This window comes from Deltaproteobacteria bacterium, from assembly GCA_016177765.1.
GTDB lineage: Bacteria > UBA10199 > UBA10199 > JACPAL01 > JACOUP01 > JACOUP01.
The window spans coordinates 609084-623678 of the sequence record JACOUP010000008.1 but is presented as its reverse complement, the minus strand read 5'-3'; the positions used below and the strand labels follow the sequence as shown (position 1 = coordinate 623678).

The 14595-nt window shown below is 53.6% G+C and carries 11 protein-coding genes; 5 read left to right on the top strand and 6 right to left on the bottom strand.

Going from position 1 to position 14595, the window contains the following annotated elements; all coding sequences use genetic code 11:
* Window positions 1-30: 30 nt before the first annotated feature.
* On the top strand, window positions 31-1218 hold the full coding sequence (locus HYS22_05445) for a hypothetical protein (protein MBI1909595.1): 1188 nt from the start codon (window positions 31-33) through the stop codon (window positions 1216-1218).
* Here HYS22_05445 and HYS22_05440 read toward each other — a convergent pair.
* Both HYS22_05440 and HYS22_05435 read right to left on the bottom strand, forming a co-directional pair.
* Window positions 1215-2252, bottom strand: coding sequence for a 3-deoxy-7-phosphoheptulonate synthase (locus tag HYS22_05440; protein MBI1909594.1), 1038 nt, complete (start codon window positions 2250-2252; stop codon window positions 1215-1217). The two genes, HYS22_05445 and HYS22_05440, sit on opposite strands and share 4 nt — an antisense overlap.
* 10 nt (window positions 2253-2262) lie before the next feature.
* On the bottom strand, window positions 2263-3264 hold the full coding sequence (locus HYS22_05435; protein ID MBI1909593.1) for a hypothetical protein: 1002 nt from the start codon (window positions 3262-3264) through the stop codon (window positions 2263-2265).
* A gap of 48 nt (window positions 3265-3312) precedes the next feature.
* Between HYS22_05435 and HYS22_05430 the strand changes: the two genes are divergently transcribed.
* The 4 genes from HYS22_05430 (at window position 3313) to HYS22_05415 (ending at window position 7975) form a co-directional block, all read left to right on the top strand.
* The gene (locus HYS22_05430) at window positions 3313-5322 is read left to right on the top strand and encodes an adenylate/guanylate cyclase domain-containing protein (GenBank protein ID MBI1909592.1); all 2010 of its coding nucleotides are present in this window, start codon (window positions 3313-3315) and stop codon (window positions 5320-5322) included.
* Between the two features lie 183 nt (window positions 5323-5505).
* Entirely contained in the window at window positions 5506-6252 is a 747-nt protein-coding gene (locus tag HYS22_05425) for a TPM domain-containing protein (GenBank protein MBI1909591.1), read from the top strand.
* Window positions 6253-6312: 60 nt separating this feature from the next.
* Window positions 6313-6879, top strand: a complete 567-nt coding sequence (locus HYS22_05420) for a LemA family protein (GenBank protein MBI1909590.1) — start codon at window positions 6313-6315, stop codon at window positions 6877-6879.
* A 43-nt stretch (window positions 6880-6922) separates the two neighbouring features.
* On the top strand, window positions 6923-7975 hold the full coding sequence (locus HYS22_05415) for an FHA domain-containing protein (GenBank protein ID MBI1909589.1): 1053 nt from the start codon (window positions 6923-6925) through the stop codon (window positions 7973-7975).
* On the opposite strand, the gene polA is transcribed toward HYS22_05415, so the two are convergent.
* From polA to HYS22_05395, 4 genes are all read right to left on the bottom strand, one after another.
* Complete coding sequence (polA, locus tag HYS22_05410) at window positions 7972-10626, bottom strand: DNA polymerase I (protein ID MBI1909588.1); 2655 nt, start codon at window positions 10624-10626, stop codon at window positions 7972-7974. The genes HYS22_05415 and polA overlap by 4 nt on opposite strands.
* Window positions 10623-11585 (bottom strand): porphobilinogen synthase, encoded by a 963-nt coding sequence (gene hemB, locus HYS22_05405; protein ID MBI1909587.1) that lies wholly within the window; start codon window positions 11583-11585, stop codon window positions 10623-10625. The genes polA and hemB overlap by 4 nt, the downstream gene beginning before the upstream one ends.
* On the bottom strand, window positions 11518-13179 hold the full coding sequence (locus tag HYS22_05400) for a hypothetical protein (GenBank protein MBI1909586.1): 1662 nt from the start codon (window positions 13177-13179) through the stop codon (window positions 11518-11520). The genes hemB and HYS22_05400 overlap by 68 nt, the downstream gene beginning before the upstream one ends.
* 91 nt (window positions 13180-13270) lie before the next feature.
* A complete protein-coding gene (locus HYS22_05395) occupies window positions 13271-14512 on the bottom strand; it encodes a hypothetical protein (protein ID MBI1909585.1) in 1242 nt (413 codons plus the stop codon).
* Window positions 14513-14595: the final 83 nt, after the last annotated feature.

The window sequence follows — 14595 nt, the reverse complement described above, 5'->3', positions numbered from 1 at the left end:
ATTAAAATCGCTGGCTCTAGGGGGGATACCATGAAAAAAATCAATAAAATAAAGAGGGGGCCTGTCCTTTGGGGGGGTCTCCTTCTGATAGCCCTGCCGGTCTATTTTGCAGGGTGCGGGAGCAGCAGTACTGATGATACAGGGGATGGCGGCGGGACGACAACGGCCACGATTACGAATAATGAGGAGGCGATGCAGAGCCTTCCTAATGCCGATCCAACCTCGATGGATTACGGCATTTCTGCCTCAGCCAGCCTGTCGGCGTTCACGGCGGGTAACAGTTCAAAGGCCCAGCAGGGACCCAGTCTCAGTGGTATGGGGTGCCTTTTGGATGCCCTTTATGCCGCAGGATCGGCACCAACCCGGTTTATGGACAGGATCTTTATCTGCAAGGCGCGGGGGGTTTTTAACCTGAAAAAAGAGGGGAAGAGCGATATTACCCTTCCCGAAGGGGGTGATCTCTACATCAGTTACAGTGTCGGCGGTGGTTTTGACAAGAAACAGCAAGAAGGGGGTGGAGGATCGAGCGATTCAAGCTCGGACAATCTGATGAAGATGAAGCATACCAAAGGGGAGGGGTTGGGGACCTTTGACCTCTTCCTTTGTTCCGGAGGCTCCCAGACAGGGTATGCCCACTATAGTGTGGCCAATGACATTTATACCGGCCGTGTCTTGTTCAAGAGGACGAGTGATAGCTGTCTTGAGACGAGCTATACCCGGAAGGCCGGGGCGATCACGAGCGAGAATTTTACAGGGGAGGTCCTTGTGAAATTTAAGGACGGATCCTCAAATGCCATGGTTCGCGTCGTTGCCGATGGCGCCGGGAAGTCCAACACCCTTCAGGCCAAACATACCGGTCAGGGGACTGCCTTGGCCTTCTGGAGCGGTACGGATAAAAATGGTTGTATCTCCGGTTCCAGTGCCCAGGGATCCTCCGGGAGTATCCCGTTTGATTTCACGGTCGGTTCTGACAAGGACAAGAGCTATTCCACCTTCAGCGGGTCGGATAGCAGCACGCTCTGCGCGAAACTGCCACAAGACCCTGCCGTGGTAGCCTGTCCTGATTTTGCCAGTGAGGAGACGTGGGATTGTGGCACCACCGGCAAGACGGTTAACGCCTTTAGTGACCCCTCGGCCCTGGAGGATGCTGGCGGGGAAGGGTGTACGATGGCGAATGATTTCTTTGAAGGGAGTGTTGATCCAGGCAGTTGCTTTTAATAGAGGATCATCTCCTCCGTTGTCTTCCAATCGATGCATTTGTCGGTGATGGAGACGCCGTACTGGAGCTGAGAAAGATCCTTCAGGTCAGGAGGGAGTGGCTGGTTCCCCTCAAAGAGGTTGCTCTCCACCATCATCCCGATGATGGTGGAGTTCCCTTCGCCGATCTGTTTCAGACAGTTTTTAAAAACGACCGGTTGTTGCCGGTGATCCTTGTTTGAATTGCCGTGACTGCAATCGACCATGATTTCCTTTCGTAGACCCTCCTTTTCCAGCGCCTGTTCACACTGCTTCACACTCACCCGGTCATAATTCGGTTTTTTGCCACCGCGCAAGACGACATGGGTATAGCGGTTCCCCTTTGTTTTAAAAACGGAGGTCCTTCCCTTGGCGTCGATCCCCAAAAAGTGGTGGGAGGAAAGCGCTGATTTCATCGCGTTGATCGCCACCTGAATATTCCCATCGGTCCCATTCTTGAAGCCGACCGGCATTGAAAGACCGGAGGCCATCTCCCGGTGTGTCTGGGATTCAATCGTTCGGGCACCGATCGCCGACCAGGAGACCAGTTCGGAAAGATACTGCGGGATAATCGGGTCCAACGCCTCGGTTGCGGTGGCGAGCCCCATCTCCGTGATCTGCAGGAGCAGGCGGCGGGCCAGTTTGATCCCTTCTTCAATCTGGAACGAATCGTTCATAAACGGGTCGTTGATGAGCCCCTTCCAGCCGACGGTCGTTCGTGGTTTTTCAAAGTAGACCCGCATCGCGATGAAGAATCGGTCCTCCACCTTTTTAGCAAGGGTCGATAATTTCTCCGCATATTCCAACGCCGCCTTCGGGTCATGGATAGAACAGGGGCCGACGACCAGGAATTTCCTTTTGTCTTTGCCATCTAAAATAGACTCAATCGCCTTCCGTCCTCGGAGGACTGTCTCTAACGCCTTGTCGGAGGCAGGCAGCGCCTTCCCTATCTCCTCGGGGGTCGGGAGGAGAGTACTCGTCTCGATGTTGGTATTGATGATTTTCTTTTGATCCATGCTGGTAGGATTACATCTTCATACAACAACCACTGCTGCACTTGATATTATCGGTCCCGATATCATTGGTTGGGTCGTCGTCACCCAAGGTATCATCGGCATAAAGCTGGCACTGAAAGTCGTTGGCACATTTGGCCAGTTCACAGGTTTGTTGTTGTTCTTCCGAATCGGCCATTCCATCGTCATCGGCATCGAGGTTATCGTCCAATCCGTCGGCATTGGCATCCGTATCCGTATCATCGGGCGTTCCATCATTATCATCATCGGTATCCTTGTCGTTCGTCTCCCCGTCGCCATCCAGATCGTTGTCACAAAAATTGGGGATATTATCGTTGTCCTGATCGGGCAGAGTTCCCCAGATTGTTTCAAAGATATCCGGGACGCCGTTGGCGTTGCTGTCGTAACTGTCCGCGGCGGTACAACCGGTCTGATCAAAGGTGTCTTTATCGTCAGCGATATTATCCCCATCATCATCGGTATCGTCAAAATCACTTTGGCCATCCCCATCCTGGTCCGTATCCTTGCAGATATTGTTGGCGACAATCTTTCCACTGGTCAGGGATACTGTGTCTGCGTCAATCCCATCCGTGTCGCCATCGGGGGATTGAAAGATGGGAAGACCCCCAGCCACCCCTCCACTTTCTTCACAACCAAAAAGGCCCAGGTAGGCGGCGGAGTCCTTGGTCACTAACGAGCAAAAGAAAACAGTGTCGATCGTCAAGGTCATTGCAAACGTACAAAGATCATCGACCGTCCCGGTAATTTCGCCTCCGTTGTAGCTGATACAAACGATACTGAGATTGGAACAGGCGACAACCTGCGACTTGATCGGGAGTGGGGAAGTGGCAAGAGAGCTACTGGCGAGTGTCCCGGTGATAGTCCGATCAGCGCCCCGGACCACCGAACCGCCACACCCTTCGGTGAGTGAAAAGGTGATTCCTCCAAGGAGGAGAAGTGTAGCGGAAACAAGGGCTACTTTTCCAGCCTGAGGCGAAGAGATTGCTTTTTCCATGACGAAGGAATAATCTCACAAGTGAAGGATAAAGACAAATAATTTTCTATGCGGCGATTCTACCTCCTTGCCCTGGGGTTTACGCTTTTTGCGCTCCTTCTTTCTTTCGTTCGTCCTCATCCCTTTGAGGTCATGGAAAGAAAATTTTACGACCTCCATTTTACCCTGAGAGGCCCCCTCAACCCTACCGATCAGGTGGTGATCGTTTCCATTGATGAAAAGAGCCTTGAGGCGCTCGGTCGATGGCCATGGCCCAGGGGCCTGCTGGCGCGTCTCTTTGAAAAATTGGTGGATCAAGGGGCCAAGGTCATCGTCCCCGACATTTTTTTCTCGGAACCTTCAGGGAACCCGGAAGATATCCTCCTTTCACGCACCCTTCGCCGTTATCCCGAGATTGTGGTCGGCTACTTTTTTCTGATGACCGATGAGGAGATGAAGGAAAAGGGGATCGAACAGAGAGAAGATCCTCTTTCCTTCGAAAATATCCGGCAGTCCACATTGAAAAATATTCCTCCCTGGCCGCATCTGAAGGAGGCGATCGGTCTCCAGGGGGTCCTCCCCCTCTTTGCCGACCTCCCGGGTGGTGAAAGGCAGGGTTTTTTCAACTTTTTGAACGACACCGATGGAACAGTCCGGCAGACCTCTCTCGTGATCCGTTACCGGGATCACTTTTTTCCTTCTCTTTCTCTTCAGGCGGCGCTCACGGTTCTGGGTGATGATGGTCCCTCTTGGCTGCAAAAACTTCCGCTGACTCCTCAAGGGGAGTTTCTGATCAACTTTCGAGGGAATGGTTTTTCCAGGATCAGTGCCGTCGATCTCTTAAAGGGGGAAAACCGTTCCCTCTCGCTTAAGGGTAAGGTGGTGCTCGTCGGGGCGATGGCGGCGGGTCTCGAAGACAACCGGCCGACCCCCCTTGATCCATTGATGGCCTCAACCCTCCTTCAGGCCAATACGATCGACAACCTGCTTCGGGAGGATTTCCTAAGGCGGGACCGGGTGACCGATCGGCTTTCATGGCTTTTGATCCTTATTCCCGCGTTTGTGTTGGGACTGCTCATTCCCCGTTTGCGTCCGATCGCCGACTTTTTTATCTTTTTGGGGGTTTTGCTGGCTCAATGGGGGGTCATCCATTTTCTTTTTGTTCAAAAAGGATTAGTTTTGCAGAATATCTATCCGTTCTTTTCGACCGTCTTGAGTTACGGGGGTCTTTCCCTTTACGATTACCTGGTTCAGGAAAAGAAAAAGAGGTTTATCAGCGAGACCTTTGAACACTATCTTTCACGTGACGTTATTCGCGAACTCTCGGATCACCCGGAAAAGATCCGCTTGGGGGGGGAGAGAAAGGAACTCACCGTCTTTTTTGCGGACATCCGTAATTTTACCTCCCTTGTCGAGGCAACGCCGCCTGAGGTCTTGGTGGAGTTCCTCAATAGTTACCTGACACCGGCCACTGATCTTATTCTCGAGCGAAAAGGGCTCTTGGACAAGTATATCGGGGACGCGGTGATGGCGGTATTTGGTTCTCCTCTACCGGTGGTTGATCATGCCGAGCGGGCTTGTGATTCGGCGGCGGCGCTCATCCGGTTGGTGAGGGAGAAGGGAAAGATCTGGCAGAGACAGTTTCAGATCCCCCTCCTTCGGGTAGGGGTTGGTCTGAACACGGGGGTTGTGACCGCGGGGAATATCGGTTCCACCCATCGGTTTGATTATACGGTCCTTGGGGATTCGGTGAATCTCGCCTCGCGGCTTGAGGCGTTGAACAAGGTCTATGGGACCTCCATTCTTGTGGGACCAGCCACCTATGAAAAGGCGAAGGAGCGTTTTCCGTTTCGGGAAATCGATGAGGTGCAGGTACGCGGGAAGAAAGAGTGGGTCAGGATTTATGAGCTTTTGGTCGATCCTCCTTCGGAGGTTCTCCGTCTCCTGCCTCTTTATCAGGAGGCGTTGGCGACCTTCCGCGAGGGGCGTCTTGCTCCAGCAAAGGCCCTGTTCCAGCGTTGTCTCCAGGAAGTCCCCGAAGATGGCCCTTCGCAGTTTTTTGTCCAACGCTGTGCCTAGTGCCTAAGGGGTCAAGTCCTTTGTTAGCTAATTTTCGAAAGTTTTAGTCAACAAAGGACTTGACCCCTCATCTCCCCAACAGAGCATCGGGACCAAAAAAAAGAGGAGGTGTTTGAGGTTCATAGGATCTTGAGTGAATCACCCTTGCCAGTCACAAGCCCATCCTTATATAGTGCCGACCTCATGAAAAAGTCACTCCTTTTATTAGCGGCGCTCTCTCTTCTTGTCACTCCTTGGGCACTGGCTGCGGATCTGTCCAAACCTGCGGGTTGGGTGAAGCACCCTTGGGTCAACGACTTTGCCGGGGTGATTGATGCGAATCATAAGGCTCAACTGTCGGCCTTGTCCCATCAACTGGAAAAGGCGAGCGGGATTGAGATGACGATGGTGACGGTCCCTTCTCTCGAAGGGGAAGATATCGAAGGGTATGCCGTGAAACTTTTTGAAAAATGGGGGATCGGCAAAAAGGGGAAAAATAATGGCCTCCTTCTTTTGGCGGCGATCCATGACCGGACCGCGCGGGTTGAGGTTGGTTACGGACTGGAAGAGGTGGTGAACGATGCCTATGCCGGAAGGATCCTGAGGGAGGTCTTATTCCCTTATTTCAAAAAAGGGGAATATGGCGAGGGGTTCCTCCAGGCGGCTCAAGTCCTGGTTACCCGTTTGTCTGATCATTATCAGTTTACCCTGGAAGGGGTGCCGGTCAGTCACCTGGGCGAGGCGGAAGATTTGGCGCTGAGCCCGGGTGCCAAGGTTTTGACTTTCCTGTTGATCCTGCTCCTTGCCTTTTTGGTGTTGCGGTACCCGTGGCTCCTCTTTTTCTTCATCGGTCGCGGTGGTGGTGGGGGAAGGGGAAGTGATTCTGGGGGAGGTTTTGGCGGTTTTGGAGGAGGGTCCTCTGGGGGTGGTGGCGCTTCGGGAAGGTGGTAGATCGTGTCTTGACAATTCTTGGTAGAATAATGATGAATAGAAAGAACGGGGAGGCCAATGATGAAAACAAAATGGATCGTTGCCGGGTTTATTGTCTTTATGCTTTTGCTAGGGGGGGGTTCCTGTGTCTCCAAGTACAATGAACTGGTGACCCTGAATGAATCGGTGACCGGCTCCTGGGCGCAGGTGGAGAATGTCCTTCAACGGCGCAACGATCTCATCCCAAATCTGGTGGAAACGGTAAAGGGGTATGCCGCCCATGAAAAAGAGGTCTTTGAAAAAGTTGCCGAGGCCCGGGCAAAATTGGGTGGGGCCAAAACAATCAACGAAAAAGTCCAGGCGAGCCAGGAGATGGATGGCGCCCTCTCCCGTTTGCTCCTGATTGTGGAACGGTATCCTGATCTCAAGGCCAACCAGAACTTCTTGGCCCTCCAGGATGAACTGGCCGGGACGGAGAACCGGATCGCCGTCGAGCGACAACGGTACAATGGGGTCGTTCAGGCCTTTAATATCGAGGTCCAGCGGTTCCCCGGTGCTATCGTGGCCCGCGTGATGGGGTTTGCCAAGAAGGAGGCCTACTTCAAGGCGGCCGAAGGGGCCAAGGAGGCGCCCAAGGTCCAGTTTTAGGTACCTTTACAAGAAACCCCCTTTCGTTTAGAATACTTGAGAGATGCCTTCTTCTACCAGTGAGTATACCGATAGGAATATTACGGTCCCCTCAGAGGGTCCTTCCTCCCCTGACGTGACGGTGGCCCCTACCCTGAATGAAAAACTGCTCCAAGAGGGGGATGGTCTCAAGAAAGAAAGAGACCTTCTAAGAGGGAGGATGCAAAAGGCCGAGGCGAATAAGGAAAAAGTCAGCGAGACGGTCTACAAAAAGATCAAGGGGGAATACCAGCAAAAGTTTGATGAGACCACGGCCCGGTTTGTTGAGCTGAAAGGCCAGGTGGACAGGGAACTGGCCGATTTGTCCAAGAAGCAGTCAACACTAGAGAGGCAAATGGCCCTGCGCCAGCAGATTCTGGAAGAGGCCAAGTTCCGGCATATGATCGGGGAATATGAGGAATCCCAGTTTAAGGAGTTGGAATCGAAGGAGTCAGCAGAGATAGGCCGTTTGGAAAAGGCGTTAGAACAATTCTCCGGGGCGATCCAGAGGTATCAAAAACTGTTTGAGGGGGAAGATCTCCCACAGACAGCGCCTCGCAAGACTGACAAGAAACCGGCCGCCGCGCAGAGTCTGAAGGCCAAGGTGGCTGAGATTATCCGGGAAGAGGCGCAGGATGATTCTGAAGAAGTCAAGCCGGAGGCGTCGGATTATTCCTATCTGACGGAAGAGGATCCCTTTGAAGAGGAACTGCAGGACTTGACGGCTAAAGACTCGGAGGTTTCAATCCCTCCCCCCCCCAAACAGATCCAGGTGCCGTCGGCTAAAAAACAGGTCATTCCAGTGCTGGTCCAGATGGAAAACGGCAAGATGTTGCAGGAGTTCAATTTGACCGAACCAGTCACTATCGGTCGTTCCCCTTCCAATACCGTTGTCCTGTCGGAATCGAGGATCTCGCGCAAACATGCGATCGTTGAAAAACGGGGGAACAGTTACGTGGTGATCGATCTTGATTCCTCCAACGGGACGCTGGTTAACGGAAAGAAAGTCAAGGAGTACACGCTCAAGCCGGGGGACGAATTCAAGATCGGCAACGCCCAGTTTCTATTTCGTACCTAATGCGCCTCCGCCCAGTTTTTCCCGACACCGATATCGACCTTCAGCGGGACTGACAATTGGGTAGCCTCTTCCATCTCCTCTTTAACCAGAGTGCTTAACTTTTTGATTTCTTGCTCCGGGACCTCAAAAACCAGTTCGTCATGGACCTGTAGAAGGAGCTTCGCTACCAGTTTTTCTTTCTGTAATCTTTCATGAATTCGAATCATCGCCACCTTTATAATGTCGGCAGCGGTTCCCTGAAAGATCGTGTTGAACGCCATCCGCTCTGCATTCTGCCGGATGTTCTGATTAGCGCTTTCAATGTCTGGAAAGTGGCGGTGCCGGCCAAGCAGGGTACTGACCATTTTTGTTTTGTGGGCCTCCTTCAAAACTTTTTCCTTGTAGTCGGCGACCCCTTGATACTCCCTGTAATAATTTTCGATGTAGAGGGCCGCCTCGGCCGGTTTTATCCCTAACTGCTGGGAGAGACCGTAGGCGCTCTGACCGTAGATGACCGCAAAGTTGACCGTTTTGGCCGCTCCCCGTTCTTCGTCAGTGACCTTTTCCAGGGCTTTTTGAAAAATCTGAGCCGCCGTGAGACGATGAATATCCTCATCCTTCTTGAAGGCGGCGAGCAATTTTTTATCCTGCGACATATGGGCCAGGAGCCGGAGTTCAATCTGCGAATAATCGGCGGAGAGGAGACTTTCGCCCTTTTCCGCAACAAAGGCCTCCCGGATCCTTTTCCCTTCCTCTGTTCGAGCCGGGATATTCTGCAAATTGGGATCGGAAGAGGAGAGACGGCCGGTCGCCGCCACCGTCTGGTTAAAGGAGGTATGGATCCGGCCGGTCTCGGGATGGATCATCTCCGGCAAGGCATCGATGTAGGTCGATTTTAGTTTGGAGAGGAAACGGTAAACCACCAGGTGTTGCGGGAGTTCGTGGGACCGAGCCAGTTCTTCCAGGACCTCGGCATCGGTTGAGTAACCGGTCTTTGTCTTGCGAACTGGGGGCAGTTTCAGTTTTTCAAAAAGGATTGTCTGCAGTTGTTTGGGAGAATTGATATTGAATTCTTCACCGGCGATCTTGTAGATTTGTTTTTCAAGGGCCTTCAACTTTTTGGCATACTCCTCTGAAATTATTCCAAGGGCCTTGGGGTCCACCTTGATTCCGTTCATCTCCATCACGAGCAGGACCTCCATGAGCGGCATCTCGACGGTTCGAAAAAGCTGTTCTAAGTTTTTTTCTTTAAGTTTTGGCATTAAAATCTGGATCAGGCGATAAGTCACATCGGCATCTTCGCAGGAGTAGTCGCAGGCACTTGCAAGGTCCACCTCTGAAAAATTCTTTTCCTCTTTCCCACTTCCGACCACTTCTTTATAGGTAGTAACCTTGTGGCTTAAGTATTCCTGGGCCAGCAGTTCCAGATTATGATTCCCCTCCGGGCGGATCAGGTAGGAGGCGATCATCGAATCAGACAGTACTCCTTTGACGGTCAGGCCATACCGTTTGAGAACGGTCAGGTCGTACTTCATATTCTGTCCATACTTTGGGATCTTCGGATCTTCAAAGACCGGTTTTAGGTCGTCGAAGACGGTTGTTTTGGAGAGTTGAAGGCTCGCCTTGGTGTGACCGACCGGGACGTAGTACGCCTCTCCTGTTTTAAAGGAGAAGGAGAGACCGACGAGGTGGGCCTTCATCGGGTCGACCGCGGTCGTTTCCAAATCGAAGGCAAACCCGCTGGAGTTTTTCAAATTGTCAACGAGCGTCTCCCACTCCCCTTGTCTTAAGACCAAGTGGTACCCTTTCTTGGAGAGGGTTTGCTGGGGGGCGAGCTCGTTTAAAAAGCGGTGAAATTCCAGTTCACCAAAAAGTTCCTGCAAGGCCTTGGTATCCGGTTCACTCACCGCAAAGTCTTTAAAATCGTAGTCGATCGGGACGTCGGTCAAGATGGTTGCCAATTCTTTGAAGAGTCTTGCCTCCTTGGTGTGGGCCTCCAACTTTTCCTTGAGTTTTCCATCGACCTTACTCAAATTTTTTAAAAGGTTTTCGATCGATCCAAATTCTTGGGTCAACTTCATTGCAGTTTTTTCTCCAACCCCGGGGACGCCGGGGATATTATCCGAAGAGTCACCGGCCAGCGCCAAGACATCCGCCACCTGTTCCGGCAGGACGCCGAACCGCTCTTTCACCTCCGGGATCCCGATCCGTTTTTCCTTCATCGAGTCATAAATCACCACTTTTTCATTCACCAACTGCATCAGGTCCTTGTCCCCCGTGACAATCACGGTTTTTAATTTTCGCCGCTCCATCTTTTTGGCAACGGTGCCGATCACGTCATCCGCCTCATAGTTGGCCAGTTCCAGGACAGGGATGTTCAGCGCCCGGGCGATCTTGCGAAAGTAGGGGAACTGGGGGACAAGATCGGGCGGCGGTTCGGCACGGTTCGCCTTGTAAGCCGGGTATTTTTCGTTCCGAAAGGTCTTGCGCGCGACATCAAAGACGCAGGCGATATGGTCTGGTCTTTCCTCTTTAATCAGTTTCAAAAGCATCGCGGTAAAACCGTAAAGGGCGTTGGTCGGGAGCCCTTTGGAATTGGAGAGCGGCCGGATGGCATAGTAGGCCCGGAAGATATAACCGGAGGCGTCGATGAGATAGAGGGTTTCGGTCACAGAAGTTTCGCCGCCTCTTTGGCAAAGTAGGTAATAATCAGATCGGCCCCGGCGCGGCGGATGGCGGTCAAGGACTCCATCACCACTGATTTTTCACCCAGCCAATTTTTTTGCGCCGCCGCCTTGATCATCGCAAACTCCCCGGAGACCTGGTAGGCGGCCACCGGAACGTTTATTTCGGCACGGACTACCTGAATGATATCCAAATAGGGGAGGGCCGGTTTGACCGTAATGATATCGGCCCCCTCCTTAATATCCAGTTTGGCCTCGCGGATCGCCTCACGGCTGTTGGCCGGGTCCATCTGGTAACTTTTTCTATTACCAAATTTCGGGGCCGATCCGGCCGCCTCGCGAAACGGCCCGTAAAAAGCAGAGGCATATTTCACCGCATAGCTCATGATCGGAATATGGCTAAAACTATTTTTATCCAAAATTCTTCGGATGGCACGGACCCGGCCATCCATCATGTCGGAGGGGGCGACCAGATCGGCCCCCGCCTCGACGTGTGACAGGGCGGTTTGGGCGAGCAGTTCAAGGCTTGAGTCGTTATCAATTTTCTTTCCCCTGACAACCCCGCAATGCCCGTGACTCATATACTCACACAGACAGAGATCGGTGATGATCACCAACTCAGGGATTTTTTCCTTCAGTGTGCGGACCGCCTTTTGAACGATCCCGTTTTTGGCATATGCCTCGGAGGCCGTTTCGTCCTTTTTCTTCGGGATCCCAAAGAGAATGACTGCCGGGACCCCCAATTTAAAAGATTCCTTTGCCTCTTTGACCAGATCACCAAGCGAAAGCTGAAAGTGCCCTGGCATCGAGCGGATCGGGGCGGTCGCCCCTTCTTTCACAAACAACGGAAGGATTAACTGGTCCGGCGCCAGCCGGGTCTCACGGACCATCCGGCGGATCTCCTCCCGCGACCGGAGGCGACGAGGTCTTTCCTGGGGGAATGCCATGTTGGAGACGGATTCTCGTCAAAAAGCGGGGGAAGTCAATGAAGGAAAGGAGGAGTTCTGCGTGATCGAGCTCGATCCCTTCGGCTCTTAAGAGGGCTATTTGATCCGGCGGGACCGAATCCGCAAAACGAGACCAACGGTCGGCAGGGTAGGCAAGATCTAATTCATCGGGACCGATCGATCGAGCCGATGCCGAAGAACCGGGAGAAGCCGGAGGAGTCGTGCCACCGGAAGCGGCCGGGGTTGCGGGGGCTGGCGCGGCGGGTGTCCCTTCCTTTTCTCCCCCGATCAATCCCTGAAAGTCTGCCAATCGTTCCCTCGCCTTTCGGAGCGATTCCCTGAGGTAGGTCTCTGTTTTTTCATCAAAGTCATAACGGTCAAGGAGATCCACTCGAAAACGGATCGATAACCTCAAAAAATCAGTAGTCGCCTCCAATCGGGCCTGATCGCCGGCGTCACCAATTTCAACGCGGGCCATTTCAGGGCGCTCGGCCGGGATGAAGGCCCCCGTGTGACGGGCAACAACAGTCCAAAGGGTATGGAGTTGCGAGGCGACGAGTTGGAGGGCATAATCGAGCCCCCTTTGTTCTTCAGGCTCTGTGGCGACCGACCGGGCCGACCGGATCCGTTCAAAAAAAACCTCTTCCACCGGAAGGGCGACCAACGCCTCCCGCACCTCCGGGTCATCCCCAGAATCCATAGCATGAGAGAGACCATTTTTTGGGACCGGCGAAGAGAGGGCCATCTCCAGTTGTTGCCGGAGTCTTTCTTCCTTGTCAAAATACCGTTCGTTCTCACGCACAAATCTCTCCTCGGCCGAGTCGATCCAGCCGAGTGACAATACCTTTCCAGCTCCGCGCCAAAACCGTTCTCTCTCAGTCACCGGTTGGGGTGGAACCAGGATGACCGGCGAGTATTGGGCCCACCAGAGGTTGGTCCAGAACCGGACCATCGTCTCTTCAACCATCGCCTTCCATACCGGCAAGATTCGTTCTTGAGAAAGGGGACCGATTTCTCCCCCCGGCAGATCGGCCGTTGGGGTGATTCGAAAGGTTTGCCCCGGGTCCAGTTGCAGGATTACAGGGATATAACCGGCGACCGATTCAGCCTGAACCGTCAAGGTGTAGCGGTCCCCGCCGGCGCTGGCGGCGCCGGGATATTTTCGGACTAGGCGATCAGCCGATCCGGTAAGGGCCTGAAGTACCGGAAGGGTGCGATGGGTCATGCCGGCGAGGTCATGGATTGTCTCCTTGGCTGCTTCGCGTAAAATTTTCGAGAGGAGTCCTGTGTCGGCTTCAACGACTTCAAAGGTGACTGATTGAAAGAGACCGGAATCGACCGCGTATTCGGAATGGATCCGGAGGGTGGTATCCCCCATGGTGATCATTTTGAGAAGAGTCACCGTCCTTAGTCCGGAGGCGTTTTGAAGCGCCACAATTTCATCCGCTGTTCGAGAACGGGTAAGTTCTGTCCAAATTTCGCGCCAGGCGGTCCGGACACGGGCGGCATAGAGATCATTCGGACGGACCCTTTTGCGTTGACGGCTGACTGGAACTGAGGAGTCGGCAATAGGAGCAGGAGAGGCCGTTTCCACAGAAGATCTTGGAGGTGGGTCCCCTTCCGGAGGGAGTTGGGCGACGGTAAGGTGAGTTAGTAAGCTAACCGGCGGCAGGGTCATATAAGGTTTATCGCCCGATGGTCCTGAGGGCCCTGACGACCTCTCTAAGGAGGAGTTCTGCGTGATCGAGCTCGATCCCTTCGGCTCTTAAGAGGGCTATTTGATCCGGCGGGACCGAATCCGCAAAACGAGACCAACGGTCGGCAGGGTAGGCAAGATCTAATTCATCGGGACCGATCGATCGAGCGGATGCCGAAGAACCGGGAGAAGCCGGAGGAGGAGTCGTGCCACCGGAAGCGGCCGGGGTTGGGGGTATAGAGGGGACGGTTCCTGCTGATTTTTTGGGGGAGAAATAGAGGGAGGGAACCGGTCCATTCCGAGCGACTATTCGCGCCCTTCCCAAGGCGTCTTTGTAGGCCCCCATTTCACGGGTGAAACGGACGCTGACCGTCGGCCCACTGAACCCGGCCGTGAAGAACGAGGCGGTTTCACTCCAAAAAACCTGCCTTCTGGACGGGGCAGTTGGAAGCTGGGGAAGAGGGTTTCTTGAAAAATGGAGGGTGTTGAAAAAGGAGACAACCGTGTTTTCTATCCCCCGGGATGAGGCATAGTCCGTGGGAAAACGGAGGGAGTTATTTGACGGTTGGCCCCATCGGACCGTTATTTCCCAGAGCCGTCCGTCTAGATACTCTGCCTGGAGATAAAATTTGCGATCTCCGTCGGCAAAGAGAAGCCAGTTGAATTCCACCGCTCCCTTCTCTGGATTTCCGGTTCCAAAAACAACGGCATGGTCAATCAGCTCTTGGGATGGAAACTGAAGGAGGTCCCGCAAGATCGACCGCCAGGCGTCGCGGACTCGGTACTGGTACAACTCGTCGGGGGAACTTTCTTCCCCCGGTAGCTCTGGCCTTTCCAGAAAGCGGGGAAGAGATTGGACAGCAGGAGCCGCGACGGTCCTGCGGGTGGGATCGGTTAAAGTCCGTAGCGCCTCGTTTGCCCTGCGGAGTGCATTTGCGGCGGCCGGGTTTCGAGTGATCTCGTCGGAACCGGAGAGGCGATCCAAAAGGGCCTGCAGATCTCTTTTTTGTTCGGGGGCCATCTCGCCCGTACGCCCGGCGGCGAGGAAGTCTAATGCCGTATGGGCATGGGCGAGCATCACCCGGGTCAGCGGTTGTCTTTTTTCTCCCTGCCCAGGAGATGGTGATCGGTCCGGCTCTCTCCCAGCCCTTCTGAAAAAATCGGCCGTCGCCGTTCGAAGGGCGGTCGCCTCTGCGGGTGTAATCGGTCTTGTTTTGCCACCTTTGGCCATTCCGGAGGGCTTTATCGTTTAAAGGATAGGGGAGTTGCGGTTTTTTAACTCTTTCAACGCTTGACAACCCTCTTCCAGGAGTA

Excerpts from the sequence above, each read along its gene's own strand:
- HYS22_05415 (MBI1909589.1), top strand. The coding sequence starts at position 6,923 with ATGCCTTCTTCTACCAGTGAGTATACCGATAGGAATATTACGGTCCCC.
- HYS22_05440 (MBI1909594.1), bottom strand. The coding sequence starts at position 2,252 with ATGGATCAAAAGAAAATCATCAATACCAACATCGAGACGAGTACTCTC.
- HYS22_05420 (MBI1909590.1), top strand. The coding sequence starts at position 6,313 with ATGAAAACAAAATGGATCGTTGCCGGGTTTATTGTCTTTATGCTTTTG.
- HYS22_05445 (MBI1909595.1), top strand. The coding sequence starts at position 31 with ATGAAAAAAATCAATAAAATAAAGAGGGGGCCTGTCCTTTGGGGGGGT.
- HYS22_05435 (MBI1909593.1), bottom strand. The coding sequence starts at position 3,264 with ATGGAAAAAGCAATCTCTTCGCCTCAGGCTGGAAAAGTAGCCCTTGTT.
- HYS22_05430 (MBI1909592.1), top strand. The coding sequence starts at position 3,313 with ATGCGGCGATTCTACCTCCTTGCCCTGGGGTTTACGCTTTTTGCGCTC.
- hemB (MBI1909587.1), bottom strand. The coding sequence starts at position 11,585 with ATGGCATTCCCCCAGGAAAGACCTCGTCGCCTCCGGTCGCGGGAGGAG.
- HYS22_05395 (MBI1909585.1), bottom strand. The coding sequence starts at position 14,512 with ATGGCCAAAGGTGGCAAAACAAGACCGATTACACCCGCAGAGGCGACC.
- HYS22_05425 (MBI1909591.1), top strand. The coding sequence starts at position 5,506 with ATGAAAAAGTCACTCCTTTTATTAGCGGCGCTCTCTCTTCTTGTCACT.